The organism is Acinetobacter sp. DSM 11652, assembly GCF_900109815.1.
GTDB lineage: Bacteria > Pseudomonadota > Gammaproteobacteria > Pseudomonadales > Moraxellaceae > Acinetobacter.
The window spans coordinates 19770-45651 of the sequence record NZ_FOBK01000014.1 but is presented as its reverse complement, the minus strand read 5'-3'; the positions used below and the strand labels follow the sequence as shown (position 1 = coordinate 45651).

The following is a 25882-nucleotide window of genomic DNA, read 5'->3' as shown; positions in this document are numbered from 1 at the left end:
ATGAAAATAAAAAAGACCGCTAAAAAGCGGTCTTTTTCTCATCTACGATGATTAAGCAGCTAATGCGCCTTTAGCTTTTTCAGCTAAAGCAGCAAATGCAACTGCGTCATGCATAGCGATGTCAGCAAGTACGCGACGGTCGATGATCACTTGAGCTTTTTTCAAGCCATCGATCATACGGCTGTACGACAAACCATTTTGACGTGCACCAGCATTGATACGCGCAATCCATAAAGCACGGAATTGACGTTTCTTTTGACGACGGTCACGGTAAGCATATTGACCTGCTTTGATTACCGCTTGGAACGCTACGCGGTAAACACGTGAACGAGCACCATAGTAACCTTTAGCGCGAGCAAGAATTTTTTTGTGACGGCGATGAGCCTGTACACCACGTTTTACACGAGCCATTTATAATCTCCTTAGATGTACGGGCACATACGACGAACTGAAGCAACGTCACTTACGTGAACCATTACACAGCCGCGCAATTGACGAATACGCTTAGCAGATTTTTTGGTCAAAATGTGGCGTTTGAACGCTTGTTTACGCTTAAAACCGTTAGCAGTCGCTTTGAAGCGTTTTGCTGCACCACGGCGAGTTTTCATCTTAGGCATAACAACCTCTTTTGAACACCTGTTCGGCTCGTTTGCACCATTACAATACGACCTGCAGGTAAGGGAGCGAGTATTCTATAGCATCTTTGCGCAAAACAAAAGCACCGTTAATCTTGATTCAGACAAATTAATCTTGATGAGTTTTACTCTACGAAAATTTAGAACAAACCAAGATACACCCAGTAAATAAATAGATACCGACCTGTTTTCGCTATACCCACCACAAAGATAAATTTCCAGAATTTTTCTTTCAAAATTCCTGCAATTAAGGTGATTGGATCACCAATGATAGGCACCCAACTTAAAAGAAGTGACCATGTACCATACTGCTGATAAGCCCGTTGAGCACGAATCATGTGATCTGACTTAAATGGAAACCACTTTTTGGTTTTAAACTGCTCTATTTTTAAGCCCAACCACCAATTGACGCATGAACCCATCACATTCGCTACACTTGCAACAAAAATAAGCATCCACGGCGAAAATTGTTTTAAAGCAAATGACCCCAACAATACTGCTTCGGACTGTAAGGGCAATAAAGTGGCGGCTCCAAAGGCACTTAAAAACAATAAAATCAGATTCATTTACTGGACTTGTTCGCCGCTAAAAGTTTCTGCGTTTTGCGATATTCTTTTATCGACCAAGCAATTGCCAACACTACTATGATGGCACGTAGCACCGTATATTTATTCGTTATCGCTGGAATCACCTGTTTTAATTGATCCCTAGAATCTGGTTCGATTGCTGCAATAATATTTTGCACATGAAATATTTCGACGATATAAGAAGCAACACAGAGTAAAATACCAGCAATAATTGCCCAGTATACTTTTGAATTAGATTCAACAATTTTGCTGAAATTTAAAAAAAAATCCTTCATGGCAGTTCTCCATAAAAAAACCACCAAATGGTGGTTTAGATGTATAGAGTTTAGCACACTTAAATCCGTGATCTACTTTAGTAGTGCAAGCGCCTTTTGTACCGCTGGTCTCTGTTGGATACGTTGAATATAAGCTTCCACTTCAGGAAACTCTGCTAAATGAATACTTTGCCACTCGTGCCGCATCAACCAAGGGAAAATTGCCATATCCGCAATAGAGTACTCACCAGCCACATAGTCTTGCCCAACTAACTGCTTATTGAGCACCCCATATAATCTTTTAGTTTCTGTAATGTAGCGCTCGATCGCATAAGGGATTTTCTCTTTAGCAAATTTAGCAAAATGATGATTTTGACCTAACATCGGTCCTAGACCACCCATTTGCCACATCAACCATTGTTCAACCTGAATCCTCGCGATTTCGTGCTGAGGATAGAATTGTCCCGTTTTACGTCCTAAATATTGCAGTATTGCACCAGACTCGAAAATCGAAATCGATTGATTATTCGGTCCATTTTGATCAACTATCGCAGGAATTTTATTATTAGGAGAGATCGCAAGAAAGTCAGTTTGGAACTGATCATTTTCTAATATATTGATTGGATAGATTTGATAATCTAAAGCCATTTCTTCGAGTGCAATTGTTATTTTTAATCCGTTGGGTGTTCCCCAGTAATATAAATCGATCATTACAGTTCAGGCTCCATATGCCCTTTGTTGATTGATTTATCCACCATAAATCATTTCAGACCAAACAACAAGGATAGAAATTCTTTATTTATAAGTTATAAAAAATCAATTATTTATAAAATATTTTAAAAATTTTTTGAATTTATTATTGAAAAATTTCGGTCTGAACCTATATAAAAACTTGCCAGATTTATGATGATCATCTGGTTCTGTTGATGATAGTCATGACAGAACAACATTCTTATTTTTATGACTTTGCTGACCTCAGGAGGTTTTAATCATGAGTAACTTAAATCTTCATCCATTGTTTCGTCGTAGCATTGGTTTTGATCGTTTAAACGATTTTATTGATTATGCAATGCAAAGTGATGCTCCAAACTACCCACCTTATAACATTGAAAAAAAAGGTGAGAATAAATATCGCATCGTGGTCGCTACTGCAGGATTTAGTCAAGATGAGTTAAATATCAGTCTTGAAAATCAGCTTCTCTCGATCACAGGAAAACCAGAAGCTATTCAATCTGAACAAACCGAATATCTTCATAAAGGAATTGCGCGTCGTTCATTTAAATTATCGCTTCGCTTAGATGAACATATTGAAGTTCAACAAGCAGATTATGAAAATGGCTTATTAGTGATCGACTTAGAGCGTATCATTCCAGAAGAGAAAATACAGAGTCTACTGAAAAAACAGTTCATGTCGAATAAAGCATCGAACTTAATGAGTCACAAAAAAAGCCGATGCAAAAGTATCGGCTTTTTTTATAGATCAAATCTACAGGTACTTTGAGCAACGAATTTCCTGATGTGCTGATGTGCTGATGTGCAATATAAAAAATCCTTTTTGGGTCATCTTTCAAGACAGTAAACACTCTAAACCTATTCAGTTTTACCATCCATCTAGAATTTTCTATGCATAAGTACGAGTTTACCTGTCGAAATAATTACATTTTTTACTCAAGCCACAAAATGATTCGAGAAGTTTAAAATATACGTTTATTAGACTTCACTAAAGTACTGCCTGATGGAAATATTCAACTGATGATTTATACCCCAACTACAGTCGTTCCTCTCTTTACTAACTCAGGATGTACCTATATCCCTTCAATCAACATATAAAAAAGCCCTGCATGTGCAGGGCTTTTTCTCTAAATCGGTTTTACTTTTTCTTTTTAGGACCAAGTAACATACCCATTTGACGGCCTTCCATTTTTGGTGCTTGTTCCACTACACCGATTTCAGCCACATCAGCTTCAATCTTTTGTAATTGAGCAAGACCCAATTGTTGGTGAGCCATCTCACGACCACGGAAACGTAGAGTAATTTTAACTTTGTTGCCTTCTTCAAGGAATTTCAGAATAGCACGCAACTTAACATTGTAATCACCAACGTCTGTACCAGGACGCAACTTGATCTCTTTAACCTGAACTTGATGCTGCTTTTTCTTAGCATCTTTTTGCTTTTGCTTCAGATCAAATAAATGCTTGTTGTAATCCATGATTTTACAAACAGGCGGCTCTGCATTCGCAACGATCTCAACGAGGTCAAGATCAACTTCTTCTGCAGCACGCAACGCTTCAGCAAGTGAAACGATGCCTTTTTGTTCTCCGTCAGCGCCAACGAGACGCACTTCTTTCGCACGAATCTCATCATTTAATGCAGGACGATTGCTTTTAGCACCTTGTTGTTGGTTACGGTCAGGCTGTTTAATCTTTCTTACTCCACAATATACCGGCCGCGTTCGGCTACGGCTACTTTCACTAAGTCAACGAATGCATCGATAGACATAGTACCTAAATTTGTTCCAGAGCGAGTACGTACATTCACTGTACCTTCCTCTACTTCTCGATCCCCAAGCACCAATAGGTATGGAATACGCTCTAAAGTACGCTCACGAATCTTAAAGCCGATTTTCTCATTTCTCAAGTCTGAAATCGCTCGAATGCCATTTTCTTGCAATTTAGCGACGACTGACTGACAAGCATCTGCTTGAGAATCGGTAATATTCATCACACATGCTTGAATTGGTGCCAACCATGGTGGCATAAATCCAGCGTAGTGTTCAATAAGTATACCAATAAAACGTTCAAAACTGCCAAGAATTGCACGATGAAGCATCACAGGATGATCACGATCGTTGTCTTCAGTGACATAAGATGCATCTAAACGTAATGGCAAGTTAAAATCGCATTGGATTGTACCGCACTGCCAGATACGACCTAAACAATCTTTCAAAGAAAATTCAATTTTAGGACCGTAGAACGCACCCTCACCAGGTTGTAAATCCCAAGCGAGACCTGCTGCATCCAGTGCGTCAGCTAAAGATTTTTCAGCAACATCCCAAAGCTTATCATCCCCTACACGCTTTTCTGGACGTGTTGAGAGTTTCATTTGCACTTCTTCAAAACCGAAATCTTTATAAACATCTAAAGTCAGTTTGATAAAGTCAGCAACTTCTTGACCAATTTGCTCAGTTGTACAGAAAATGTGTGCGTCATCTTGGGTGAAACCACGAACACGCATAATCCCGTGTAATGAACCCGATGGTTCGTTACGGTGACATGAACCAAATTCAGCAAGACGAATTGGTAAATCACGGTAAGATTTTAAACCTTGGTTAAACACTTGAACATGACATGGGCAGTTCATTGGTTTAACGGCATAGTTACGGTTTTCAGAATGTGTAGTAAACATGTTTTCTGCATAGTTTGCAGCATGTCCTGATTTTTCCCACAGACTAAAATCGACCACCTGAGGTGTGCGAATTTCTTGATAACCATTGTCCTGTTGAACTTTACGCATGTATTGTTCTAAAACTTGATAGATCGTCCAGCCATTTGGATGCCAGAACACCATGCCTGGTGCTTCTTCTTGCATGTGGAACAGATCAAGCGCTTTACCAATTTTACGGTGGTCACGCTTTTCAGCTTCTTCAATACGTTTGATATAAGCAGCCAACTGCTTCTTATCCGCCCAAGCCGTACCATAAATACGTTGAAGTTGTTCGTTTTTCGCATCACCACGCCAGTAAGCACCTGACATCTTCGTCAACTTAAATGACTTTAAGAATTTAGTGTTTGGTACGTGTGGACCACGACACATATCCACATATTCTTGATGATAATAAAGACCCATTTGAGTCTCATCTGGCATATCTTCGATGAGGCGTAATTTATAATCTTCACCACGCTCAGTGAATACTTTGATCACTTCATCACGAGGTGTCATCTTTTTAATGACATCATAATCTTGATCGATGAGCTTTTTCATACGCTCTTCGATGGCAGCCATATCATCTGGTGTAAATGGTTTTTCACTGTAGATATCGTAATAGAAACCATCTTCAATGACAGGTCCAATCACCATCTTTGCTTCGGGGAAAAGCTGCTTCACTGCGTGACCAACTAAATGGGCACAAGAGTGACGAATAATTTCAACACCTTCATCATCTTTAGGCGTAATGATCTGCAACGTGGCATCATCAGTGATTAAGTCACATGCATCAACTAGATGGCCGTTTACACGACCTGCAACCGTATTTTTTGCAAGACCTGGACCGATGCTTTGAGCAACTTCCATGACAGAGACAGCTTGATCAAATTGTTTTTGATCGCCGTTTGGCAAAGTAATAATTGGCATAAAAAATCCTTAAGGAGTGATGCCCCGTACAATGGAGCATGTCACCGCGAGATTATGATCGAGGCGAACCTCAAAAGATAAAAACGGTGGATAAATAAAATCGCTAGAGATTTTACACGTGTCACGTTGTTTAATAAACCGTTAATCGAGCATTAGGCGATAGCAGTTTTAATTGTGACAAAAATAGTTAAAATATATTCCCAATTTAATATTTAAACCAATATTATCCCAATTATAGAAAAATAATCTTTTATACTTTCTATTAGATGATCAACATACTTTTAAACAAATAAATATAACCCACTGAAATCATTAGGCAGGTCATATGAAATCTCACCCACTAATTGCTTGGTCTACACTCCAGCCGCTTAAACCCGCATATGCTTTAGCAGCCAATGTGGATCTTGTTGTTCTTCGTCTTGAAGATCATGATGAAGAAAAAGTCGTTGTCATGTATGGTCGTTGTCAGCATCGCGGAGCACTCATGTCCGATGCCCATATTCAAGGCGACAAAATTGTATGTGGCCTTCACGGCTCTCATTACCTCTATAAAACTGGCATTAACCCGAGATATCTCAATAAAAATCTGCAAAAATTTAAAGCTTGGATTCATGATGATCATGTCTATGTTGACTTAGAAGAAATCGAAGCTTGGGAAAAAAGAAATCCACAGCAATTCAATCGTGATCGTTATCAAGGACTCTACGCAGATTCTCAGCCTGCTCCTGAAGAGCCACACAATAGATTCATCTTAGAATTAGCTCGAAATGGTCTAAAAAATTTCGGTCATCATGGTCCTACCGCAGCCATGGGTGTGCCTTTTGACAAACTTCCAAAATGGGAAGATATTCAACTGGTCACAGCTCAACTTTGGAAAGTTCCTCTACTGGATGATGCCCCCGTTGCAAGCGAAGTGATTATTGGACCAAATGCAAAAAAACCATTGAGACTCAATATTCCATTATTTGTTTCCGACATGAGTTTTGGAGCTTTATCGCAAGAAGCAAAAACTGCACTGGCAATGGGTGCGGAAATGGCAGGTACTGGCATCTGTTCTGGTGAAGGTGGAATGTTAGATGATGAACAAGCCTCGAATTCACGATATTTTTACGAGTTGGCCTCTGGTCGTTTTGGCTATGACATTGAAAAAGTAAAAAAATGCCAAGCTTTTCACTTTAAAGGTGGACAGGCAGCAAAAACAGGAACAGGCGGACATCTACCCGGGCATAAAGTGGTCGGAAAAATTGCAGAAGTACGTGGTTTAGAAGAAGGACAATCTGCGATTTCTCCCGCAACCTTTCCGGATTGGACTGAACTTTCACAGTACAAGGAGTTTGCAAACTATATACGCGAGCAGACAGGTGGCATTCCGATTGGCTTTAAACTGTCTGCACAGCATATCGAAAAAGACATTGATGCTGCGATTGCGATAGGTGTGGACTACATTATTTTAGATGGTCGTGGTGGTGGTACAGGTGCAGCACCAACATTATTCCGTGACAATATTTCAGTGCCGACCATTCCTGCTTTAGCACGGGCACGTCGTCATTTAGATCGTTTAGGACGTCGTGACATTAGTTTGGTCATTACAGGTGGCTTACGTGTCCCTGCTGATTTTATTAAAGCCTTAGCGCTGGGTGCAGATGCCATTGCCCTGTCTAACTCTGCCATGCAGGCAATTGGTTGTTTGGGAATGCGCGCGTGTAATACAAATGAATGCTCTGTCGGTATTGCAACACAAAAAGATCATTTGCGTCGAAGACTCGAAATAGAAAAATCAGCACAGCAACTCGCCAACTTTTTCAATGCTTCAGTCGAGTTGATGCAGGTAATGGCGCGTGCTTGTGGGCATGACCATTTAAGTAAATTTAATTTAGATGACTTAACCACTTGGAAAAAAGAAATCAGTGAATTAACGGGCATCCACTACGGTGGAATCCATTAAGTCTCAATCCAATGCTAAAAAGGGATGATTAACTTCATCCCTTTTTTTTCTTTTAATCACTACTGTCTAAAATTTTCCCAAGGTTCAAATCTACTCGTTTCCAAATCAGATGAATTCCACTCATTTTCTTTTCGATAAAGGTACGTGCGATTGAACTGCGGGATGACCACCTCACTCTGGCTCGGTCTAATAAATACATAGTCATCAGGATGGATATCAATTTTACGATCGACACAAATCATTTCCTGATTGGTGCTTCGTCCATACAACATATGCGGATGAGATTTTACTGGATAAACATATTGACCCATCCAGTAGCCACCATAGATAAAAACCGATTGATGCTTCTGAAAGAATTTTATTTTTTTAAATGAAGGCATTCCTGGCAATGAAACTTGGTCTAAAACTTTCAGTACGGGACTCGCTATATATAAAGCAGATTTAAGTGAAGAAAGATATTCAGAATCAAAATCGCTGGGCTTAAGCAACATTGAGCCAAATGACAGATCATTACACACACTATGTTTCACGTGAAAACTAAAGGTTGGACTTCCTCCTCCGTTAAAACACAGCTGAGCATGATTTAAATCTGGGAATTGGTGCTTTAAGATGTGCTGATAATTTTGATAAATATGTTGAGATTCAGCATAAGCTGTTTCTGCACGCTTCACCACCTTAGGTAGTTTAGTGACATGCGCATCGTAGCCCATTAAGCCACTCAAATTTAGCGTTTTTTGATGCTGCTGAATATAATTGAGCATTTGTATAAATTCAGCAGAATTTTGAACGCCTCCACGATGTAATCCCACATCAATTTCAAGATTGATATTGAAGCTAAGTCCCAGTTGATCAGCCAAGGCATGATATTGTTGCAAGCGAACAAAGGAATCAATTAACCAATGTATCTTGCATTTGATTGGCGTGTGATGGTTTTGATAAAACCTTTCTACTGCACGAATTGGCATCGGCTTGCCAAAGAGTAAATCAGCTTGATCAAAATGATTGAACATCAATTGTAAGTGATCAATATGGAATACCATAAAGTGTTGGGTGTCTAAATCGAAACTTAGCTTTTTTAACAAAGGCAAACAAGCCAAAGATTTAACGACTAACCGCGGTTTTAAGTGCTTTGCCGAAGCTAGCTGCTGTTTTACATAAGCAATATTAAAGTTTAATGCATCGTCATCGATCAAGAGCATAGGTTGACCTAAACCATGTGCCCGCAAATCATCATTCATTTGATTAAAAAAACTATTCATCTCTCATCCTTGTTGCCCAAGTAATAGTTTTTCAAGATAGGGATTGAGAAACTTTCGATGGGGATCGAGCGCTTCTCTGATTTGCATAAATTCATTCCATTTCGGATAAAGAGCTCGAATCTCTTGGTGAGACAGTTGATGCATCTTAGCCCAGTGTGGACGGCCTCGATATTTTTGAAAAATCGGCTCAATAAGATCAAATACTTTTTGAGGTGACTGCTTATAATATTGATGGATGGAAATCGAAATACTGTCCTGCTGATAGAAAGGACTTAGCCAAATATCATCCCCTTTGACCACGCGGAATTCGATAGGGAAAAAAGAATTTATTTGATATTTTCTAAACGTTGCAATCACTTCTTTGATGCATTGAATACCATTCTCAATTGGAATTTGATATTCCATTTCATTGAATTTGGTATTCCGAGGAGTTGCAAAAATATCACCCGACCAATCAATGAATTCTGTTGGCTTCACAAAAACACCGACTAATTTTTGAAGATATTTCGTCAAAAAAGGGGTTTTTTTAGAAATTTCACAACACCATGTTAAAAGTTGATCCTCAGATGGCCAAGAAGTTTCTCTTGGCTTCACCTCACCCTCTGTAACATCAAGTGTTTTAAAAATTAGCTGATCTGTAAAAGGGAAAATAAAATATTCCAAATGCCGATGTTGATGCATCAATTGGAGAAATTGATCAAGGCTTTCTTCTACAGGGGCTAAATGAATTTTCTCTTTCAATTTATATCTAGGGCGGTTTTGCATGGTTATTTTCGTTAATATCCCAAGCGATCCCAACGATACTCTTCCTGCCTGAAAAATTTCAGGGTTCTCCGTCTTGGAGCACTGGATTAACTCTCCATTTGCCTGTAATAGCTCAAAATCTTCTACATAGCCTGAAATAGAATGTAGCGCTGCACCTGTCCCGTGTGTTCCTGTAGACACAGCACCAGCTAAACTTTGTTGATCAATATCACCCTGATTCATAAGCGACTGCTCATAAGGCGCAAGATGCTGGCCTAAATTGAATAGTCGAGTACCTGCCCATAACGTCGCTTGGCATTTAGCCTGATCAGCATTTAAGACACTTGAAAATCGGTCTAAAGAAATAATAGACGCATCCGTTTTTACCAACGGAGTAAATGAGTGCCCTGCACCAACCACACGAACTTTAGGATGTTGAATCACAATATCCTGTAATTCATGTAATTGGTCTGGATATAAGATATGTTGCGGGTTTGAGTGGCAATATCCCGACCAGTTAGACCAATAATGATGTGTCAGATTACTCATGTTGCCAACTCCTTTTGTGCAACGGCGGTTTGAACATTTCCCCGATTGGTTCTTTTCTCTAATTCTTTTTGAGGTACTGCTTTAGGTACGCAATTTGATAATTGACGTTGTTCAGGTGGCAAACAAATCTGTTTAGCCAAATGTTTAAAATAGGTTTGAAAAGCTGCCAAAGTCCATTGACCAAATAAAGTGTGTCCACCTTCATAGGCTTGTTCTTGATATTCTTCGAATGTCGTGACATAGCCCATATAGTCATTACAATAAGATGCAAACCAAATTTTTGCGTTAGGAAATGTCGGTAATACACTTTTCTGAATGGTATTTAATACGCGCTTACCTGAAGTTGTTGTAAACTCTCCGGGAACACATACCAAAAAAAGTTGACCGATTCGAATGAGCTGAATTGGCACAATATGTGGCACTAAATCGCTTTCTTGAATTGCGCCAGCGTGAACTTGAGCATTCATTTCAGCAATGAGTGGATCTAAAACACCAGGAAGTGAACCTAATTTTTTTCCTAATATCCGATGCTGACCCGATTCAAAAATAATATTTTTGGGTCCTTGAGCATGATAAAGCTTCTGATAATAAGCACTTTCCACTGGATCTTTTGAATTCAATTTACTTCGTTTGAATTGTTTTGAAAGTAAATTCATAGCCATGATCAATGGCTTTGCAGCACCCACACCATCGACTGGTGTGCCCGCAATAAATGCTGTCCCATGACAAGCTTGGCTTGTTATCGCATTGCTATATCCACCTGAAAACTCTGGATCAGCCACAGTATTTGCCATATCCACATACTCGAGTACTGCATCCAAATCTTGATATTGGATGTTTTGATTCTGTTTCTCAAGTAAAGCGGCTAAAGCATACTCACTCTGTATACGACCATTGTTTCTCGCATAGATGTATTCTGCTTCTCCTTTTATCTTTTTTCTGATCTTAGTCTGATTCTTTCCATGGAAGTGTGGTGACACATCGCCTGCTGTTGCTTGCGCAAATATACAAACTGGTCCATCCACCCCAGCAGCACTTAAGGTCTCTTCCGAAAGTGTTGCGGCATAGCCTTTATTATCACCATCATGAGCGTCTAATTGATTGCCCAAACATGTCGCATGCACACCAAACAGTGACAACAGAGAATGAAGCTTTTCCCCACGATAAAAGCCAAGGACTTGCATTTGTCGATTGATTGCTTTGTAAGTTTCAGATTCATCGACGAATGCAGTATCGAGATTTCGATTATACGCTTTTATCGAGCGATTCCATGCCACAGGGACTTGCTCAGGAATGTCAATTGTCGCTAATCGAATCTCTGTAAAATCGCGATTGGATAATGCCTGTTGAATACTGGATTGCACAGCATCCACAACTGCATCAAGGTGCTCAGGCACAAATCCTGGTGTCGGCATATTATAAAGAGCTTCATAACCACAACCGCCTGGACCTGAATGGGTATGCGTTGCCATTAGAACCAAACGATGCGGATCGAAACGATCCCTCAACGTTTCATTCAAGCGTTGAATTACATTGATTCGAATTGCTGAAGTAATACAGCCAAAATCTAGACAACATAATATCAATGGGGCATCTTGATCTTTTTGAATGGTCACTGTTCTCGCATACAGCGCAGTTCTTTTTTTATAGGCACGGTGATGCCACATCCCATAGCCAAACATGGCATAGCCTTTGGGTTCGATGTTAATTTCATCTTTCCCCCACCCAACAATATACATATGCAAAATCCTTTTGCTTTTATTATTCGATTTTGAAACTTAAAATCTGTTTAAAATTTACCCTATTTCTCGATCAATTACATTATTCAGCACAAATAAATATCACCAACTTCACGAATAAATCGCAATAAAATGAAGTTAATAAATATGAAATTTCGCCTAATTGACAAAATGTCACGTTTGCTCGACTAAAGGATAAATGTATTCCGTTTATTTTTTGCTTATCTTTTACTCAGGATTATAAAAATGAAGATGGATACTAAAATGAATTTAAGTCCGTATGACGAACTACCTAGAACGCCAGCAAATTTTGTTGCCCTTTCTCCACTCAGATATTTAGAGCGTGCGGCCTATATCTACCCTCAGCAAGATGCAATTATTCATGGTACACGCCGGATTAGCTGGAAAGAAAAGTACAAACGTTGCCGTCAATTTGCCGATCAGCTGCAAAAGCTTGGTATTCAAAAAAATGATACTGTGTCGGTATTACTTCCAAATATTCCAGCCATGATCGAAGCGCATTTTGCAGTGCCTATGGCAGGCGCTGTACTCAATACATTAAATACGCGCCTAGATGCAAAAACACTCGCATTTATGCTTGAACATGCTGAATCGAAAGTACTTTTAGTTGACCCTGAATTCTCAGAATTAGCACAGGAAGCTTTAGCACAAGTTCCTCAGGACATTTATGTTATCGATGTTGCAGATCCTGAATATGAATTCAATGATCAAGCGCCCCGTATTGGAAAAATTGAGTATGAATCTTGGCTTTCACAAGGTAATCCTGAGTTTGAGTGGCAATTACCACAGGATGAATGGGATGCCATCAGCTTAAACTACACCTCAGGCACAACTGGGAATCCAAAAGGTGTGGTCTATCATCATCGTGGGGCTTATATTAATGCAGCGAGTAATATCATTGCTTGTGGTATGACACCCCGTGCCACCTATTTATGGACTTTGCCTCTGTTCCATTGTAATGGATGGTGTTTCGCTTGGACCATGGCCGCCAACGGTGGCACAAATGTTTGTCTTCGAAAAGTTGATCCAGCACAGATCTATCAATTGATCGCGGATCATCAAGTCGATTACTTCTGCGGTGCACCAATTGTATTGTCCATGTTGATCAACACACCAAAAGAGCAACAACGCGAAATTAATCATCGAGTCGAAGTGATGGTTGCTGGTGCAGCGCCACCAGCTGCCATTATTGAAGGTATGCGAAATCTAGGAATCAATGTTACCCACGTCTATGGTCTCACTGAAACCTATGGACCATCAGCGCTATGTGCTTCGCAAGCAGGCTGGAGTGATTTAAGCATCCAAGAACAAGCTCAACTACATTCACGCCAAGGTGTACCTTATCCACTTCAAGATGGGATGAAAGTATTGGATCCTGAAACGATGCTGCCTGTACCGAACGATGGTCAGACCATGGGGGAAATTATGTTCCGTGGCAACATTGTCATGAAAGGTTACTTGAAGAATCCTGAAGCCACCGCTGAAGCATTTGCTGGTGGATGGTTCCATACTGGCGATCTTGCCGTATGCCAGCCTGATGGTTATGCCAAAATCACAGATCGCTCGAAAGATGTGATTATTTCTGGTGGTGAAAATATTTCTTCACTTGAAGTGGAAGAAGTACTTTATCAACACCCTGCCGTGCTGACAGCTGCAGTTGTTGCAAAACCTGATCCACGTTGGCAAGAAGTTCCATGCGCATTTATTGAATTGAAGCAAGGGCAACAAGCTACACCTGAAGAAATCATTGAATACTGCAAACAACATCTTGCTCGATTCAAGGTACCTAAAGACGTAGTGATTACTGAAATCCCTAAAACTTCAACAGGTAAACTGCAAAAGTTTGTGTTGCGAGATTGGGCAAAAGATCGTGCTGCACTCTAAATATTAAGCATCTAAGAAATAAAAAAGGTCTGAAACATCAGACCTTTTTTTTGACCATTAACGATCAGAGATAAGTGCAACTTGCTGAACGTAATTCAGCAAATTTAACTTAGATTGTGCAACAGCATCCTCACCTAAGTTTTTTTGAATATCACGTTCAATACGAAGTAAATGCTGACGTATTGCATGATGCTCTGCAGCATTGTAAGTCTTCATAAATTCTTTAATAACAGGCTCACCTTGTGCAATCATACGATCGACCCAGCGGTGCAATTGTGCTGTCTTTTTCGCCCCTTGTTGAGGTGTCAAATAAGATAAGATCATGCTCTCGTCTTCATTGCGTAATAATTTACCAATACGCAAAAATTGACGACGACGAGCCTCACCTGATGTTATCAATTGAACATCCAATAAAGCTTCAATTAAGCGCTCTTCCACAGGAAGGCTTTCAATCTTTTTTTTGGGTAACTCAGCAAGTTGAGCCCCTAAAGCAGCCATACGTTGTACAGCTTTCTTTTGTTCAGTTTTACTTGCACGTCCTTCTAAAGACTCAAAATCATCTTCAGTAAAACGTTGCGATCGACGTGCCACGATTATTCAGCCTCGTAAAATTTTGCTGCGAATAATGCTTGAACTTCAGATAAAGCTTTCTCTTCATCTGCCCCTTCAATCACTAGCCTTAATGTAGTTCCTTTGCCTGCACCGAGCATGAGCAAAGACATAATATTTTTGGCATCGACTAATTTATCGCCCTTACCAATTTTAATCGAACTTCGAAATTTGGTAGTGACCTCAATGAGCTTGCCTGACGCACGCGCATGTAATCCTAATTTGTTAATTACGTCAACAGTTGTGTCAATCATGACCAGTGCTTCATTTCTCTATGCAAGACCTGAATAGACCATTGTGCCTCAAGCGCCTTTTTGAGTCTATCCACAATAAATACAGAGCGGTGCTGACCACCTGTACATCCAATCGAAACCGTAATGTAATGGCGATGCCCTTCTGCAAAGGCAGGCAACCACTTCTCTAAAAATTGCTTTAAATCCTCAAACATCATATTCACTTGGTCAAATGATGTCAGGAATTTTTCAATGGGCTCATCTAAACCCGAATATTTTCTAAGCTCTAAATCCCAATGTGGATTGGGTAAATGCCGCACATCAAAAATAAAATCAGCATCCAACGGAATACCATGCTTATATCCAAAAGACTGTAAAATAACAATTAAGTTATCTACCTGCCCTAAGCGGGATAATAATGTATCTTTAAGATCATGGACACTTTTATCTGATGTATCAATCTGTACAGTTGCTCTTAATTGAATCGGCAACAGTAATTGTTTCTCTTCCTGAATGCACTCATTCAGACTTTTAAAACGATTCGCCAGTGGATGAGGTCGACGCGAAGCACTAAAACGAGCAATTAACTCTTGATCTTTGGTGGTGAGATAAATCACCTCGACCTCACCATGTTTTTCCAGTTGCTGATAAACTTGCTCAAATTCTTGCAAATCAGCGCGTGTACTCCGAACATCAACCCCTAAAGCCAATTGTTCTAAATTATTTTCTTGATCTAACTTTCCAACGATCTCAGGAAGTAATGCTAGCGGCAAATTATCGATACAGTAATAACCTAAATCTTCGAGAACCTGCAATGCAGATGACTTCCCTGAACCGGATTGTCCTGTAACAATAAGAATTCGCTTCATGCACCACACCTGACTATCATCATCGAGTTTAATCCTGTTTTAATGACTGATTTGTAAATTGTCGATCAAGCGTGTCGAACCAATTTTCGCAGCAACAAATAACACAATATCTTGGTCAAATTGCTCTACTGCCTGCAACATTGGATTACGTGCTTCAACATAATCCACGACAAAGCCAGCATCACTTAAAGTTGATTTTATCTCAGCAAGAACCTCTGTAAGCGCTTGACCTTGTTTTAAATTTGTTTCAGCAGTTTTTAAAGATTGATAAATGACTGGTGCAATTTGACGATGTTCAGCCGAAAGATAACCATTACGTGAACTTAATGCCAAACCATCTTTAGCACGTGCAATTGGCACACCAATAATTTCAATCGGCATGTTCAAGTCACGTACCATTGTCTTAATCACAGCCAACTGCTGGTAGTCTTTTTGACCAAAAAATGCAAAATGTGGTTGTACGATATTAAATAACTTCGTTACCACTACCGCAACACCATCAAAGTGCCCCGGACGTTGAGCACCACATAAATCATTGGTAATTTGACCGACACTAATGTTTGTTAAGCGAGGTTGACTGCCATACATTTGCTCAACTGAAGGTGCAAAAATAATGTCACAACCCTCTTCAGCCAACAACTGACTGTCTTGATCAAGTGTGCGTGGGTAACTGTCATAATCTTCATTTGGGCCAAATTGAATCGGATTCACAAAAATACTGACCACAACCACATCACATAATTTACGTGCTTCACGTACTAAATTTAAGTGACCTTGATGTAGATTCCCCATGGTCGGGACAAAACCAATAGTCTTTCGTGCTTGACGAGCAGCATGAAGTGATGCGGTTAAACCATGGATTGTTGTTTCAGTTTTCATGATTAAAGCTCAACTTGGAACGTATGTTCTTTAGCAGGGAAAGATTGATCTAGTACAGCAACATGATACGATTTGATTGCATCAAGAATGGCCGTTTCACCAGACTGTTCTTTCATAAAATTACGTACAAAACGTGCAACACGACCGAAGTTTAATCCCAGCATATCTTGAACAACCAGAACTTGACCATCGGTTTGTGCTCCAGCACCAATACCAATCACAGGTACATGCGGAAATAGTTCTGTAATTTCTTGACCCAATTGTGCAGGTACACACTCTAGCAATAACACTGCAGCCCCAGCCTCAACAACGGCTTTACAATCAGCAATCAGCTGATCCGCAGCTTCACGCGTTTTGGCTTGTAATTTATAGCCACCAAATACATGAACGGATTGTGGCGTTAGTCCAAGATGGACACACACTGGAATACCATTGCGAGTCAATACTTCTACCGTTTCAGCAAGCCAAGCACCACCTTCAAGCTTGACCATTTGTGCGCCAGCTTGCATCACTTTTTTCGAGTTTACTAGTGCATCATTGAGTGTGGCATAACTCATAAAAGGCAGATCAGTTAAGATGAAAGCATGGTTATTTCCACGACGTACAACTGAGGTATGATAGACCATATCTTCCACATTCACAGGCAACGTTGAATCATGGCCTTGAATAGTCATCCCAAGCGAATCACCAATTAAAATGGTATCTATTTCAGCAATTTCCATTGCCTTCGCCATACTGGCGTCATAACAAGTCAGACATGAAAATTTTCGACCTTGCTGTTTGAATTGTCTTAAATCGCTCAGACTGATCATAAGATGTCCTCTAACACAGTTCCTTAGAACATTTTAAAGTTTAAATATTGATCCAAGATGAATCTGCTAAAACATCCAATTGGCTGTGTTTTGCAATATTCGTTTCTCGAATTTTCTGTCCATGAATTTCTAATTCGACATCCAGATCTAATAACGGCAGTATGACAAAATCTCGCTCAAATATCCCGATATGCGGAATAGTTAAGCGATCATTTTGAATCGTTTGATCACCATATAACAATAGATCTAAATCGAGTGTGCGTTCACCCCAACGACGTAAACGCACCCGCCCTGCTTCATTTTCTATTTTTTGTAATTCATCTAATAATTCAAGCGCCGTTAGACTCGTATCTAAACGAACGACCGCATTGTGGTAATGTGGTTGGTCTTGAGGACCCATAGGTGGACTATGATAAAGCCTTGATGCTTTCACCACACCCAGCATTGCCAGTTTCGTATAGGCTTCTGCCATCAACTGCTGAGAATCACCTAAATTACTTCCCAGTCCAATATATGTTCGTACTGTCATTGGATAGGACCAAACACCACTGTATTTAAATCGCGTTTGACACGTTTACGCTTCAAAATAGGATGATCAGCTGCAATACCATTATCCAAAGCGATACTCGCATTTTGCTCTGTTCTTCGCTCATTCGCTGAAGCGGCCTTACGACTGCGACGGCTACGTGACTCCGTTTCTTTAACTAGCGGTTCAATCTGCTGAGGCTTTGTTTCCACAACATCTTCGGTCACGGCAACTTTACGTCGTGATTTAGTCCGTTGACGATTGTACTGCGCAATCACACGCTCTTTTTCGTCCAAAGACATCAACTGATAAGCATCCCACCATTGACCCATGCCATTGGTCGTCTGATCTCCAGACTTTTCACGCAGCAACATAAAGTCAAAACCTGCTCTAAAACGAGCATGACCTGAGAGTGCTTCAATTTGCTGAGGTTTTGGGTTCAACAAACGAGTTTGCATTTCCCAGACTTCACGAATAAAGGTTTCTGCAAAACGCGGGATAATCGTGCGTGTCGCTTGGCGCTTCAGCACATCCAAGCCGGCTTGAGCACGTGCTTCAGCTGCCACAACACCTTTGTGCATATAAAAATCACAACGCTCAAGGAACGGTTTCCACAACAATACCGCATAGAAAAATGCAGGGTTAATCGTTTTACCAATTTGAATTCGCTGATCTGTATTTTTTGCTGCACGTTCAATAAATGCATCAATATGAGGAGGAATATCTGCAAATAATTGCTTCCAGATTCCAAACTCAATCAACATCGGGAGCACACGATTCAAATGCCCCATTGTGAATAACTTTTGAGATTCATCATATAAACGATGCGGTGATACATCACGTAAAAGCAAGGTTGCTTCAGGTGTAAATACATCTAAAATTGCAGGATCAATTTTAAAGTTAAGTTTCGCAGCAAATCTCAGTGTTCGTAACATACGAACTGGATCTTCTTCAAAACGTAACTTTGGATCACCCAATAAACGCAATGTTTTTGTTTTTATATCATCAATAGCGTTACAGAAATCAAGAACGATACCCTTACGCGGTTGGTAATACATCGCATTGATTGAGAAATCTCGACGAGCAAAATCTTCTTCAATTGAGCCCCAATTATTATCTCTTAGAATCATCCCTGCGGCAGAAGTCACTGCTTTTTTAGGAGGAGCTCGGAAAGTGGCCACTTCAATTAATTCACGACCAGAATAGACATGAGCCAACTCAAAACGACGACCAATAATTCGGCAACGACGACCAAATACTTCTTTAATTTGTGAAGGTGTCGCATTGGTTACAGCATCGAAATCTTTAGGCGCAAGTCCAAGCATCAAATCACGGACACCACCACCGACGATGTAAGCTTCATAGCCGGCTTTAGTTAAAGAATCAATAACATCTAAAATGGAAGAAGGTAATTGTGCAGTGGATAAACCGCACTTTGACGCGTGCAAAGTTTGCAAAAGACGCTGTCTCCTACGTCAGAACGTAAAATCATAATTGTGCTAATCATAGCTCTAACACAATCAAAGGGCAATTTTATTCTCCAAGATTCACCGTCAAAATTGATTAAATTTCAACACCCCTTAGTGCCATTTGATCTCTATAAAAATGTGTTAGAGGGCTAACTGGTTGCGATTCTTTTCGATAAACTTTGGACCTATTCCTTTGACATTTTGAAGTTCATCTACTGACTTAAAACTGCCATGCTTTTGCCGATACTCAATAATTGCAGCAGCTTTCTTCTCACCCACTCCTTTAATCATTTGTAGTTCAACCATTGAAGCCGTATTAAGACGAACTTTAGTTGATTGCCCGACACCACCAGCTGCTTGCTTTGATGATGTATTTACGGCTGGTCGAGATAAATAATGGTTCGCACTTTGCCGGTTAAGTCGTTGATCATGAGCTTCTTGCTCTGCTTTCCATTTTAAGTAAGATTGATCAAACTGTTGTGGATATGCCGAACTGATTAAACTCACACATGCAGTAAATATCAGAAGAAGAAAAGAAATGATGCTATTCATGTTGAACCTGAATGTTATTGTTATGTTGCTTTAGATATACTTTTGCCTGATCCCACAATTGGTCCATTTCTTTGAGACTCATATTTTCAATGGGCGTATTTCTATTTTTTGCCTGCAACTCAATGTATGAAAAACGTTGTTTAAATTTGTGGATGGTTCCAAGTAGAGCCATCTCACTTGAAATGCCGATTTTACGTCCAACATTGATTAAAGAAAATAAACAATCTCCAAACTCCTCTTGTATTTCGTCGGAATTTCGATGGTTGAGCGCCTCTCTCAATTCAGATAACTCTTCATCTAACTTTTCATACGCTTGCTCAACATTTTCGAAATCAAATCCAATCTGAGCTACATTTTTTTGAATTTGTTCGGCTTGATCTAAGGCAGGACCCGCTTTAATTTCATCTAAACGTGATTTAGTTTTGTCTTTTTTCTCTTCAGCCTTAATTTTTTGCCAAAGTTCACTCACCTGCTGTTCATTCAGTTGTTCAAATTGAGCCGATTGAAAGACATGAGGATGTCTTCGAATCAACTTGTCGCACAACGTTTCCACCACATCATGAAAATTAAATGCTCCTTGCTCACTATACATTTGCGCTTGAAATACAACTTGCAGCAGAAGATCTCCTAATTCCTCTTTTATATGCGCTGTATTTTGTGATCGAACTGCCTCTTCAACCTCATAAGCTTCTTCAATCGCATAGCGAGTCAAGCTTTCAGGCGTTTGTTTTTGATCCCATGGACATTTCGCACGAAGCTCTTGCATGATATTTAAAAGTTTTTCCATGAAAGTTGATCTCTAGTGAATGATGAGTTTAAAGTTATTGTTGATTCAATGAACAATCTTATGCTCAACTAGGAACATAAAATGATGTAAAACAACAAGGATTTTCGATGACATCTAGCATTTTTATCAGTGGCGCAGCACAAGGGATTGGCGCAGCTACCGCAAAACTATTCTATCAGCAAGGTTATAAAGTCGGTATTTATGACATCAATCTCGAACAAGCTGAACAATTGGCTCAATCTTTAGGGCCAAATGCTAAAGCGGGTTTGCTAGATGTTTCCCAATACGACCAATGGCAAAGTGCTTTAACTGAGTTCAACGAATGGGCTGGTGAAATAAATATATTATTAAATAATGCTGGCATCTTATATTCAGGGGCATTCGAAAATACAGATATCTCATCACATCATCGAACATTTAATATCAATGTTAACGGTGTTCTCAATGGCTGTCACGCTGCGCTCCCTTTCTTAAAACAGGCCTCCCACGCACGTATCATCAATATGTCCTCTGCTTCTGCTATCTATGGTCAAGCTGATTTAGTGTCCTATTCAGCAAGTAAATTTGCTGTTCGCGGCATTACAGAAGGTCTTGATGTTGAATGGCAAAAATATGGAATACGCGTATTAGACATCATGCCATTATTTGTTCAGACTGCCATGGTAAAAGGCATGGATGCGGGTACGATTCAAAATATAGGAGTCAGTCTCAGCGCCAAAGACGTTGCTCAGGAAATTTACAGTGTCGCACGTTTAAAAAACCATCACTTAACCGTAACTCACCATACGGTTGGCATCAAAACTGAACTGATGTATCACCTGTCAAGATTCAGTCCCCAATTGATCAACAGAGTGACAAATTTATTATTAAGTAAAAAGAAATGATAAATTAGTCACATTTGCGTAATATTCTCTCGCCCCAACAGGGGCATTTATAACAATGCGTTACAAATGAGAATATATAATGAAAAAAATTTTAACTTTAGCTATCGCTACTGCTTTAACAACGACTCTTGCTCAAGCTGCGGGTGAACTACCAACGAAACAACACTCAACTGCTGAACTCAAGGCAATGGATTGTGCAACACTAGCTGTTGAAAAAGCCAATGCTAAGCGTAACTTAGAAAATGCTGATAAAAATATTGCAGCTGCTGCAACCCAAACGCCAGCTAAATCATTGAGCAAATGGGCGGGTATGGCAGGTAATGCATTATCTACTTTCGGTGGCAACTCAGAAAAAGCAACAAAAATGGGGCAAGTTGCAAACTCTGTAGCGGGTGAAAGCGATACTTCTGATGCTGCAAATATTCCATTACAGCAACAGATCAAAGCTGCATCGCAAGCAAACATCGATAATATTGGAATCTATCAAGGTTCTAAAAAATGCAAAATCTGATTTAACGCTATTTGAGTGATCAGTCATAAAAAAGCCTGCTAAAGCAGGCTTTTTTTAATTTCCTTGAACCAAACGTCTTGCGCTAATGATGCCTGGTTGCTGTTCCAATCGAGCTAATAAACGAGACAATTGAGCCAAACCTTTAACCTCAATCAACAGCTTCATATTGGCAATACCATCCGCTTCGGAAATGGTATTCACTTGGCGAATATTAATCTGATCTGAAAAAATCACTTGGGTTAGATCCTTCAGCAGTCCTCGACGATCATAAGCCTCAACCACAATTTGGACACTCTGTCCTCTTGTCGGTTGCATTTCCCAATCTGCTTCAACAGCGCGTTCAGGTTCTTGGCTGATCATACGCACATAATCCGGACAAGCCACCTTATGAATACTCACGCCACGATTGAGTGTGATATATCCAGCAATCGACTCACCATGAACAGGCTGACAACATTGTGCAATATGTAGTTCAACATTATCCAAACCGTCAATCAGAATCCCATGCGCTGATAATGTATGACTCGCCCGTGGATTTAATGCTGGCTTCAGCACTAACTCAGGCTCATCTTGATCCAAGTGCATATGACGATTGACTTGATTAATCAATGCATGAAGACTGATATCTCCACTCACCAAGGATACAAGAATGTCCTCACCTGTTTTAACGTTAAAGTGAGCACAATAATCACTCAAATCAATACTTTTTGGGTGAATTGCAAGACGTGATAATTCCTTGGTGAGAATCTCTCGACCGACTTCTAAGTTCTTACTACGGTCTTGCTGTCTGAACCAATGGCGCAACTTGTCTCTTGCACGTGCTGTCTTGATATAACCTAAAGAGTTCACCAACCAATCACGATTTGGCTCACGATCTTTCTTGGTCAGAATCTCGACTTGTTCACCTGTTTTTAATGTATAAGTCAGTGGCACATAACGTTGGTTCACACGTGCTGCATAACACTTATTACCAACCTCAGTATGCACATGATATGCAAAATCTAAAACGGTTGAATTACGCGGTAATTCTTTAATGTCACCATCACGACTAAAAACATAAATTTTTTCAAAATCTTCAAAATCTTGAAGCTGATTGAAATTTTCAGTTTCGTCTTCATTCGGATGCGCACCTGCTTCATTTCGTTCTTGATAATGTTCAAGCACGGAACGTAAAGAGTGCAAACGATGATTAAATGAATAATCTGTAGTTTTGGCACCTTCTTTATAATTGAAATGAGAACAAACGCCTAACTCAGCTTCTTCATGCATTTCAGTGGTTCTGATTTGTATCTCTAAAGATTTATTTTCAGCAATCACTGCAGTATGTAAAGAACGGTAGCCATTGGCTTTTGGGTTAGTGATGTAATCATCAAACTGATGGGGAATATGACGCCAGATTTGATGTACGATCCCCAAAGCGTGATAACACTCAGATACATTCTGAACCAGTACACGAACAGCTCGAATGTCATATAGCTGATCGAAACTTAAGTTCTTACTTTTCATTTTTCGATAAATCGAATAAATGTGTTTCACACGACCTGAGATTTCAGCCTCAATGCCATGCTTCAACAACTCACTTTTCAGCTTATCGACCACGAATTGAATATATTGTTCGCGCTCTAAGCGTTTTTCATTGAGTAAAGATGCAATTTCTTTATAGCGCTCTGGTGCTAAATAACGGAACGCAAGATCTTCAAGTTCCCATTTTAACTGCGCGATACCAAGACGATGCGCCAAGGGCGAGTAAATGGTCAAAATTTCTCGTGCGACACGCTCTTGACGCTCTTTTGGAGAGTTTGCCAACTCACGCAAAGCCAGCGTACGCTCAGCCAACTTGATTAATACAACGCGAACATCCTCTGTTACTGAGATCAACATCTTGTAAATCCCAGTTAAATGTTCACGCTGATTATTATTGAAGTGATCTTCTAAACGTTTATTTTTTTCGATCAGCTCTGACAACTTACCCATTGCCAAAGTGCCTTTCACCAAATTGTAGACACTTTCACCAAAGCTTTTACGAATCTCCTCAAGCGACGTCATGCCCTCACGCACACTACGATAAAGCATCGCTGCTGACAAAGTATCTTCATCAACATGTAGGTGAGCCAAAATATCTGCCATACCTAAGCCAGTCGCGAAGGTATTGGTTTTATGATGGTGATCAGAAGTCAGTTCTTTTTTTAAAACACTAAGAGCGACTTCTTCTAATTTTTTAAGTTCTGCACCGTCTAAAATAATCCGCGCACGGTCTAGCCAAGTTGCTAAACCAAGTTGCGCTTCAGCGGCATGTTCTACAGTCGTTTCCTCAGACAACTCAGTCAGTCGTCCAGGTAACTGCTCACGTACTGTGACCATACCCTTCTCCTTTTTTAAATCTAATCTTCATTTTATTAAATCAACACTTAGCACTAGCTTTTTTCAAATAAAGCAATAGATTCAACATGGCCTGTATGACTGAACATATCCATCACACCAGCTTTCTTCAACTGATAACCATGTTGTACTAAAATCCCTGTATCACGTGCTAATGTAGCAGGATTACAGGAAACATAGACGATTTTTTTTGCACCAAAATTTGGCACATAGTGCATAATTTCTTCAGCTCCAGCGCGTGGTGGGTCTATTAAGAGTGCATCGAACCCTTGATTTGCCCAAGAATGTTGCGAAAAATCTTGCGTTAAATCCTGAGCATAAAATTTTACGTTTGTGATGCCGTTTTTCAGTGCATTTTCTGTCCCACGCATCACCATTTCCTCACTTCCCTCCACCGCGACGACCTCACCCCGTGTTACAGAACGTGCAAGTGGCAATGAGAAATTCCCTAGACCACAGAATAAATCAAGAACACGCTCATTTCCGCTCAGGTCAAGCAATTCACATGCCAGCTTCACCATTTGTGGATTAATGGTGGGGTTCACCTGAGTAAAGTCAGTCGGTTTAAAACCAAACGTCACGTTAAAATCAGGTAGTGAGTAATGTAATCGCTCAGATAGGTCACCATCCGCACGATGAACACTACTTACACCAGCTGGTTGCAAATAAAGCTGCCATGATCTTTCTAACGCAAATTCACGCAGTTGGTTGACATCATTTTGCAGTAATTTGTTGGTATGACGTATCAAAAGTGCAACCTCTTGATCTCCTTTCGCCAATTCAATATGACCTATATCTGCTTTTGCTTTTAGATTTTCAAGGAGTACCTTGAGGTGAGGTAACGCAGCATCTAGCTCTGCATCTAAAATTTTGCAGGTTTTAATTTCAGTAAGCTGATTAGATTGAGCCTCACGAAAACCCATGACTAATTTATTTTTTTTAGCAATGTAGCGAACGCCAATACGAGCCTTGTGACGATAATCTTCACGTGTCGAACGCAATGGTTCTAGCCACGACTCTGGAAGAGCACCTGCAAAGTGGGTGAGATGCGACTCTAAAACTGATTGTTTTAAACGAATTTGTTCATCTAATTTTATGTGCTGCATATTACAGCCTCCACATTTTCCAAAATGTGGACAAACTGGCTGTGTACGAATTGGACTCGGCGCCCCAATCAACTGCACACAATCAGCTTCTTCTAATTTTTTTGCCTGATGGGTAATTTGAGCTTCTACTGTTTCTCCTGGCAGTGCAAAACGAATAAAGACCTTTTTACCCAATTTGTCTTGAGGATGTTCCTGTCCTTGAAAATGTGCGATCCCTCGCCCTTCGTGTGAAAGTCTCTCAACTGTAAATGTATAACGAGGAAGTTGAGATGAGCGATGTGCGGCACGTTGTTTCAAAG

Annotated in this window: 26 protein-coding genes; 5 read left to right on the top strand and 21 right to left on the bottom strand. The window is 40.0% G+C overall.

The window, feature by feature from the left end:
• Window positions 1-51 precede the first annotated feature (51 nt).
• The 5 genes from rplT to BMW42_RS12775 all read right to left on the bottom strand — a co-directional run bounded on the left by rplT (window position 52) and on the right by BMW42_RS12775 (window position 2187).
• On the bottom strand, window positions 52-411 hold the full coding sequence (rplT, locus tag BMW42_RS12795) for a 50S ribosomal protein L20 (protein ID WP_004867327.1): 360 nt from the start codon (window positions 409-411) through the stop codon (window positions 52-54).
• 11 nt (window positions 412-422) lie between these two features.
• Window positions 423-617, bottom strand: coding sequence for a 50S ribosomal protein L35 (gene rpmI, locus BMW42_RS12790; RefSeq protein ID WP_004278281.1), 195 nt, complete (start codon window positions 615-617; stop codon window positions 423-425).
• Between the two features lie 158 nt (window positions 618-775).
• On the bottom strand, window positions 776-1201 hold the full coding sequence (locus BMW42_RS12785) for a YqaA family protein (RefSeq protein ID WP_092768347.1): 426 nt from the start codon (window positions 1199-1201) through the stop codon (window positions 776-778).
• On the bottom strand, window positions 1198-1497 hold the full coding sequence (locus BMW42_RS12780) for a hypothetical protein (RefSeq protein ID WP_092768345.1): 300 nt from the start codon (window positions 1495-1497) through the stop codon (window positions 1198-1200). The genes BMW42_RS12785 and BMW42_RS12780 overlap by 4 nt, the downstream gene beginning before the upstream one ends.
• Before the next feature lie 72 nt (window positions 1498-1569).
• Window positions 1570-2187, bottom strand: coding sequence for a glutathione S-transferase family protein (locus BMW42_RS12775; RefSeq protein ID WP_035265364.1), 618 nt, complete (start codon window positions 2185-2187; stop codon window positions 1570-1572).
• Between the two features lie 280 nt (window positions 2188-2467).
• Between BMW42_RS12775 and BMW42_RS12770 the strand changes: the two genes are divergently transcribed.
• A complete protein-coding gene (locus BMW42_RS12770) occupies window positions 2468-2977 on the top strand; it encodes an Hsp20 family protein (RefSeq protein ID WP_092768343.1) in 510 nt (169 codons plus the stop codon).
• 369 nt (window positions 2978-3346) lie between these two features.
• Here BMW42_RS12770 and infC read toward each other — a convergent pair whose 3' ends face one another.
• Window positions 3347-3832 (bottom strand): translation initiation factor IF-3, encoded by a 486-nt coding sequence (gene infC, locus BMW42_RS12765; protein ID WP_373683335.1) that lies wholly within the window; start codon window positions 3830-3832, stop codon window positions 3347-3349.
• A gap of 71 nt (window positions 3833-3903) precedes the next feature.
• Window positions 3904-5826, bottom strand: coding sequence for a threonine--tRNA ligase (thrS, locus tag BMW42_RS12760; protein WP_092768341.1), 1923 nt, complete (start codon window positions 5824-5826; stop codon window positions 3904-3906).
• 325 nt (window positions 5827-6151) lie between these two features.
• On the opposite strand from thrS, the gene BMW42_RS12755 reads away from it, so the two are divergent.
• Window positions 6152-7771 carry a glutamate synthase-related protein gene (locus tag BMW42_RS12755; RefSeq protein ID WP_092768339.1) on the top strand — a complete coding sequence of 540 codons (1620 nt, stop codon included), beginning with the start codon at window positions 6152-6154 and terminating at the stop codon, window positions 7769-7771.
• Between the two features lie 59 nt (window positions 7772-7830).
• On the opposite strand, the gene BMW42_RS12750 is transcribed toward BMW42_RS12755, so the two are convergent.
• From BMW42_RS12750 to BMW42_RS12740, 3 genes are read right to left on the bottom strand one after another with little or no spacing between them, the layout of a single operon-like run.
• Window positions 7831-9030 carry an alanine racemase gene (locus BMW42_RS12750; protein WP_092768337.1) on the bottom strand — a complete coding sequence of 400 codons (1200 nt, stop codon included), beginning with the start codon at window positions 9028-9030 and terminating at the stop codon, window positions 7831-7833.
• A 3-nt stretch (window positions 9031-9033) separates the two neighbouring features.
• Entirely contained in the window at window positions 9034-10323 is a 1290-nt protein-coding gene (locus tag BMW42_RS12745) for a D-arabinono-1,4-lactone oxidase (protein ID WP_092768335.1), read from the bottom strand.
• Complete coding sequence (locus BMW42_RS12740) at window positions 10320-12062, bottom strand: neutral/alkaline non-lysosomal ceramidase N-terminal domain-containing protein (protein WP_092768333.1); 1743 nt, start codon at window positions 12060-12062, stop codon at window positions 10320-10322. The genes BMW42_RS12745 and BMW42_RS12740 overlap by 4 nt, the downstream gene beginning before the upstream one ends.
• Before the next feature lie 264 nt (window positions 12063-12326).
• Here BMW42_RS12740 and BMW42_RS12735 point away from each other — a divergent pair, with 264 nt between their 5' ends.
• Window positions 12327-13967, top strand: coding sequence for an acyl-CoA synthetase (locus BMW42_RS12735; protein WP_092768377.1), 1641 nt, complete (start codon window positions 12327-12329; stop codon window positions 13965-13967).
• Window positions 13968-14024: 57 nt separating this feature from the next.
• On the opposite strand, the gene yjgA is transcribed toward BMW42_RS12735, so the two are convergent.
• From yjgA to mazG, 9 genes are all read right to left on the bottom strand, one after another.
• Entirely contained in the window at window positions 14025-14558 is a 534-nt protein-coding gene (gene yjgA / locus BMW42_RS12730; protein WP_035265351.1) for a ribosome biogenesis factor YjgA, read from the bottom strand.
• 2 nt (window positions 14559-14560) lie between these two features.
• A complete protein-coding gene (locus tag BMW42_RS12725) occupies window positions 14561-14830 on the bottom strand; it encodes an HPr family phosphocarrier protein (protein ID WP_035265349.1) in 270 nt (89 codons plus the stop codon).
• Window positions 14827-15678 carry an RNase adapter RapZ gene (gene rapZ / locus BMW42_RS12720; RefSeq protein WP_035265345.1) on the bottom strand — a complete coding sequence of 284 codons (852 nt, stop codon included), beginning with the start codon at window positions 15676-15678 and terminating at the stop codon, window positions 14827-14829. The genes BMW42_RS12725 and rapZ overlap by 4 nt, the downstream gene beginning before the upstream one ends.
• A 39-nt stretch (window positions 15679-15717) precedes the next feature.
• On the bottom strand, window positions 15718-16557 hold the full coding sequence (gene panC / locus BMW42_RS12715; RefSeq protein WP_092768331.1) for a pantoate--beta-alanine ligase: 840 nt from the start codon (window positions 16555-16557) through the stop codon (window positions 15718-15720).
• 2 nt (window positions 16558-16559) lie between these two features.
• Entirely contained in the window at window positions 16560-17369 is an 810-nt protein-coding gene (panB, locus tag BMW42_RS12710) for a 3-methyl-2-oxobutanoate hydroxymethyltransferase (protein WP_035265341.1), read from the bottom strand.
• A gap of 40 nt (window positions 17370-17409) precedes the next feature.
• Window positions 17410-17898: a 2-amino-4-hydroxy-6-hydroxymethyldihydropteridine diphosphokinase gene (gene folK, locus BMW42_RS12705; RefSeq protein ID WP_092768329.1), complete on the bottom strand. Its 489-nt coding sequence runs from the start codon at window positions 17896-17898 to the stop codon at window positions 17410-17412.
• Window positions 17895-19352, bottom strand: a complete 1458-nt coding sequence (pcnB, locus tag BMW42_RS12700) for a polynucleotide adenylyltransferase PcnB (protein ID WP_092768327.1) — start codon at window positions 19350-19352, stop codon at window positions 17895-17897. The genes folK and pcnB overlap by 4 nt, the downstream gene beginning before the upstream one ends.
• Before the next feature lie 153 nt (window positions 19353-19505).
• On the bottom strand, window positions 19506-19916 hold the full coding sequence (locus BMW42_RS12695) for a ComEA family DNA-binding protein (RefSeq protein ID WP_092768325.1): 411 nt from the start codon (window positions 19914-19916) through the stop codon (window positions 19506-19508).
• On the bottom strand, window positions 19909-20703 hold the full coding sequence (gene mazG / locus BMW42_RS12690) for a nucleoside triphosphate pyrophosphohydrolase (protein WP_092768323.1): 795 nt from the start codon (window positions 20701-20703) through the stop codon (window positions 19909-19911). Before mazG ends, BMW42_RS12695 begins: the two co-directional genes overlap by 8 nt.
• A gap of 107 nt (window positions 20704-20810) precedes the next feature.
• On the opposite strand from mazG, the gene BMW42_RS12685 reads away from it, so the two are divergent.
• Both BMW42_RS12685 and BMW42_RS12680 read left to right on the top strand, forming a co-directional pair.
• Window positions 20811-21587 carry an SDR family oxidoreductase gene (locus BMW42_RS12685; protein WP_092768321.1) on the top strand — a complete coding sequence of 259 codons (777 nt, stop codon included), beginning with the start codon at window positions 20811-20813 and terminating at the stop codon, window positions 21585-21587.
• A 79-nt stretch (window positions 21588-21666) separates the two neighbouring features.
• Window positions 21667-22098 (top strand): hypothetical protein, encoded by a 432-nt coding sequence (locus BMW42_RS12680; protein ID WP_092768319.1) that lies wholly within the window; start codon window positions 21667-21669, stop codon window positions 22096-22098.
• A gap of 54 nt (window positions 22099-22152) precedes the next feature.
• Here the strand turns inward: BMW42_RS12680 and BMW42_RS12675 are convergent, their stop codons facing one another.
• The gene (locus tag BMW42_RS12675; protein ID WP_035265331.1) at window positions 22153-24459 is read right to left on the bottom strand and encodes a RelA/SpoT family protein; all 2307 of its coding nucleotides are present in this window, start codon (window positions 24457-24459) and stop codon (window positions 22153-22155) included.
• A 53-nt stretch (window positions 24460-24512) separates the two neighbouring features.
• Window positions 24513-25880, bottom strand: a complete 1368-nt coding sequence (rlmD, locus tag BMW42_RS12670) for a 23S rRNA (uracil(1939)-C(5))-methyltransferase RlmD (protein WP_092768317.1) — start codon at window positions 25878-25880, stop codon at window positions 24513-24515.
• Window positions 25881-25882: the final 2 nt, after the last annotated feature.

What these genes read in the sequence shown, in the direction of transcription:
- rplT (WP_004867327.1), bottom strand. Translation starts at nt 411, where the DNA reads ATGGCTCGTGTAAAACGTGGTGTACAGGCTCATCGCCGTCACAAAAAA.
- rpmI (WP_004278281.1), bottom strand. Translation starts at nt 617, where the DNA reads ATGCCTAAGATGAAAACTCGCCGTGGTGCAGCAAAACGCTTCAAAGCG.
- BMW42_RS12785 (WP_092768347.1), bottom strand. Translation starts at nt 1,201, where the DNA reads ATGAATCTGATTTTATTGTTTTTAAGTGCCTTTGGAGCCGCCACTTTA.
- BMW42_RS12780 (WP_092768345.1), bottom strand. Translation starts at nt 1,497, where the DNA reads ATGAAGGATTTTTTTTTAAATTTCAGCAAAATTGTTGAATCTAATTCA.
- BMW42_RS12775 (WP_035265364.1), bottom strand. Translation starts at nt 2,187, where the DNA reads ATGATCGATTTATATTACTGGGGAACACCCAACGGATTAAAAATAACA.
- BMW42_RS12770 (WP_092768343.1), top strand. Translation starts at nt 2,468, where the DNA reads ATGAGTAACTTAAATCTTCATCCATTGTTTCGTCGTAGCATTGGTTTT.
- thrS (WP_092768341.1), bottom strand. Translation starts at nt 5,826, where the DNA reads ATGCCAATTATTACTTTGCCAAACGGCGATCAAAAACAATTTGATCAA.
- BMW42_RS12755 (WP_092768339.1), top strand. Translation starts at nt 6,152, where the DNA reads ATGAAATCTCACCCACTAATTGCTTGGTCTACACTCCAGCCGCTTAAA.
- BMW42_RS12750 (WP_092768337.1), bottom strand. Translation starts at nt 9,030, where the DNA reads ATGAATAGTTTTTTTAATCAAATGAATGATGATTTGCGGGCACATGGT.
- BMW42_RS12745 (WP_092768335.1), bottom strand. Translation starts at nt 10,323, where the DNA reads ATGAGTAATCTGACACATCATTATTGGTCTAACTGGTCGGGATATTGC.
- BMW42_RS12740 (WP_092768333.1), bottom strand. Translation starts at nt 12,062, where the DNA reads ATGTATATTGTTGGGTGGGGGAAAGATGAAATTAACATCGAACCCAAA.
- BMW42_RS12735 (WP_092768377.1), top strand. Translation starts at nt 12,327, where the DNA reads ATGAATTTAAGTCCGTATGACGAACTACCTAGAACGCCAGCAAATTTT.
- BMW42_RS12725 (WP_035265349.1), bottom strand. Translation starts at nt 14,830, where the DNA reads ATGATTGACACAACTGTTGACGTAATTAACAAATTAGGATTACATGCG.
- rapZ (WP_035265345.1), bottom strand. Translation starts at nt 15,678, where the DNA reads ATGAAGCGAATTCTTATTGTTACAGGACAATCCGGTTCAGGGAAGTCA.
- panC (WP_092768331.1), bottom strand. Translation starts at nt 16,557, where the DNA reads ATGAAAACTGAAACAACAATCCATGGTTTAACCGCATCACTTCATGCT.
- panB (WP_035265341.1), bottom strand. Translation starts at nt 17,369, where the DNA reads ATGATCAGTCTGAGCGATTTAAGACAATTCAAACAGCAAGGTCGAAAA.
- folK (WP_092768329.1), bottom strand. Translation starts at nt 17,898, where the DNA reads ATGACAGTACGAACATATATTGGACTGGGAAGTAATTTAGGTGATTCT.
- BMW42_RS12695 (WP_092768325.1), bottom strand. Translation starts at nt 19,916, where the DNA reads ATGAATAGCATCATTTCTTTTCTTCTTCTGATATTTACTGCATGTGTG.
- mazG (WP_092768323.1), bottom strand. Translation starts at nt 20,703, where the DNA reads ATGGAAAAACTTTTAAATATCATGCAAGAGCTTCGTGCGAAATGTCCA.
- BMW42_RS12685 (WP_092768321.1), top strand. Translation starts at nt 20,811, where the DNA reads ATGACATCTAGCATTTTTATCAGTGGCGCAGCACAAGGGATTGGCGCA.
- BMW42_RS12680 (WP_092768319.1), top strand. Translation starts at nt 21,667, where the DNA reads ATGAAAAAAATTTTAACTTTAGCTATCGCTACTGCTTTAACAACGACT.
- BMW42_RS12675 (WP_035265331.1), bottom strand. Translation starts at nt 24,459, where the DNA reads ATGGTCACAGTACGTGAGCAGTTACCTGGACGACTGACTGAGTTGTCT.